The 3,105-nt window shown below is 65.5% G+C and carries 1 protein-coding gene; it reads left to right on the plus strand.

Annotated elements, in window-relative coordinates; all coding sequences use genetic code 11:
• Window positions 1-251: 251 nt before the first annotated feature.
• A complete protein-coding gene (locus tag ACODSK_RS32500; protein ID WP_489022245.1) occupies window positions 252-3,008 on the plus strand; it encodes a dermonecrotic toxin domain-containing protein in 2,757 nt (918 codons plus the stop codon).
• Window positions 3,009-3,105: the final 97 nt, after the last annotated feature.

Here is a 3,105-nt window from a genome sequence, read left to right on the forward strand (position 1 = left end):
CAAGATCGATGTCGAGGCTGATGGCCTCATCGTCGGCAACGCCGACTCCCACAGGATTCCGGGCCAGTCGCATGATCCAGCTCCGACACAGGAACCTGTGGGAGGCGGCCGGGTGTTTTCCGGGAAGCGGATCAGTCCACTCCAGCACATGCAGCAACGCCATTCACCCGTTGCCGATAGATAACTAACACTGCCCCACCCCGACAAGAACCTACCTTCTGCGGCCCATCCGCCCACGAAGGTAGCTCCCCATGCGGCAATCCCCGATCAACGCGCAAGGCAGGCACTTTGCCCGCGAACACCTGAGCCATTTCCCCCGCCCCGACCAGGCCGCCAACGACGCGCTACGGCGCTGGAGCGCGTCCCGCGGGCTCGACCTCGACCCGGAACAGGTCGACGTGGTGACCCTGCATTACCAATGGTCGGCGAAACGCGGCTGGCAAGGCGTGGTGGTGCAGAAGCTCAGCCTCACCGAGGCCATGCTGAGCAACTGGCAGGGCGAGTCGGCCAACGACTGGCTGGACAAGCTGATCCAGCACCCCTGGGGCGGGGATCTGCCGGGCCCCATCACCCTGGTCGACAGCCTGCAGGCCCCCGCCTGGAATCAGTCAGGCAGCAGCTTCGCCGTGTACAACGGCCTGTTCCGCCGCAGCGAGCCGCAGCAATATGGCCCGCAAACGCGCATCGACGTACCGATCGAAACCCTGCAGGCCTTTATCTGGGACCTGGATTTCCACACCCACTACAAGGCCCGGCTGGAACAGTATTGGCAAGCCGTGCGAAGCGGCCATCGCCTGCTGGCGAAGACCGCGTTCATCGCCGCCTGCAACCAGCAGGTCCTCGAAGGCTCGATCGACGAGCCAAGTCGCCGCCTGGCCTGGCAGGCGGCCGAGCTGCTACCACGTAGCCCCGGTTTTCGTGCCCGACCGCTGAATATCTACGGCTATGCAGCTACCGACCTGATCCAGCTCCAGGACGAGCAGGCGCCAGGGGTGCTGCTCTACATCCCCGGCAACGCCTCGCCGCTGCACGGTTTCGCCGATGAAGCAGCGCTGCAGCAGTGGATTGCCCGGCAGTGCCGGAGCGCCGAGACCCGCGAGGCACTGGCCCGCCATTTCGCCCTCGCCGACCTGCCCGACGGTCTCGACTTCAGTGGCCTGCGCACGGCCCTCGAAGGCCTCGCAGCCTACCCCGCCATCCATCACCTGGCGCCGGATCGTCCGGGCTTCACCAGCGAAGGACGCTGGAACCCGGCGGACTATGTCAACTATCGCGCAGAGCGCTACAGCCGGGTGCTGCAAGAGGATCTGTTCGCCGAGCTGACCGAACGCCAGCGCCTGCGCACCCTGAGCGACGCCGACACGCTGATCACCACCCGCGGCGATGTGCGCAAGGCGCGCTGGCGCGAGTACCTGATCTGCACCACCAACCTGCTCGGCCCGCTGGTCCTGGTGGTGCCGGAGCTGGGCCTGCTGTATGCCGCCACCAGCCTGGCCCAGTTCGGCCTGGCCCTGGACCAGGCGATCTACGGCAAGACCATCGCCGAGCAGGTCGACAATGTCGAAATTGCCACCTACGGCCTGTTCAACGCGCAACCCCTGTTGCTCGAGGGCGCACGCAAGGCCGGCGCGCTGTTCCGTGCCCACGCGCCGGAGTTCGTGGTTCCGGGGTATTTCAACGGTCGCCTGGGCTACCGCCTCAGCCCGCTGGTGCCGCCACGGCTGGCGGAGGATCCGGTCTTCGACTATTTCCATATTCCTGAAGACATCGCCCCGCTCAACGGTGGCGATGCCGCCACCGCCGGCGCGATCATCCGCACGCCGCGCTACGACGGGCGCCCGGACATGCTGCGGGCCAGCGTCAACGGCTATCTCACCGACGTGGTCTACGACCTGGAGAACGACGCCTTCTACTGCGCCTCGGACCTCAACGAGATCGACCCACCCGCCTACATCCCCCAGGCCGGCCGGCGCGGCCTGGTGCCGGCACCGCCAGACCGCGAGATCGACCATGGCACCCGCACTGCCAGCCTGCGCGCGCTGGGTGTCGACTTGTCCTTGCCGGTGGAGATCCCCCGGCCACTGCCCGAAGACAGCCTGGGCAGGATTCCCAGCCATGCCATGAGCGTCTGGCTGGGCGACCGGACCCTCGGCGAGGAGTTGCTGGCCAATATCGCCAACAATGCCCAGCGCCTGCATGAAGCGGGCTTCAGCTACCGTTTCTATCTCTCACGGACCTGGCCCGAGGCGTTCGAACGCAACCTGCGCCTGCTCAGGGAACGAGCCCCGACCCTGGAGGTGCTGCCGCTGGAAGATCAGCCGGTCTACGAAGCGTTTACCCGCACTCCGGGGTTCAGCCAGTACCAGGCGGCGATCGACGGCAATGGCGGGCTGGCGCGCAACTTCTCTTCCGCCTCCGATGTGCTGCGTTACCACCTGCTGTTCCATGAGGGTGGCTTGTACATGGATGTGGACGACACGCTGCTGGCCGAGGGCCTGCGCACCATGACCATCGCTGGCGTGCGCCACGAGGAGTACGGCGAGTCGCTGCGCAGCCTGCCGCTGAAGACCACCAGCAACGGCCTGCTGCTGCATCCGCCGCTGTCCAACGAACTGCTCGGCATGAACACCCAGTTCAATGGCAGCATGATCGGCAGCCATCCCGGCAACCCGACACTGCTGGCGATCACCGAGGAATTGCGTCTGCGCTACGAGGCGATGCCGGACTTCTACAACCACCGCCCCGACCGCACCCTGGATCCGGCGGCCTTCCATCACTACAGCGCCACCCTCAACCGCCTCACCGGGCCGGCCATGCTGACCGATGTGGTCATGCGTGAGCTGCCTGTGCTGCGGGTACTAAGGGAGGTCAACAATTTCTATGTGGTGCCGAACTTCAATGCGGCGCCGTTCATCGATCTGGAGGCGTTCGAGACGGCGAAAAGGCACTACCTGCCACTGAACCGGATTGCCCGGATCGGCAGTAACAATTCCTGGGTGGATACCTGAGCCGAAGGGAGATTTGGAGAACAGGCTCAGGAGAGACGCGCCTCCTGTGGGAGCTGGCTTGCCAGCGAATGCGATGGTGGGTTCACTACAGCATTCG

The sequence above is a fragment of the Pseudomonas sp. FG98 genome (assembly GCF_057808595.1).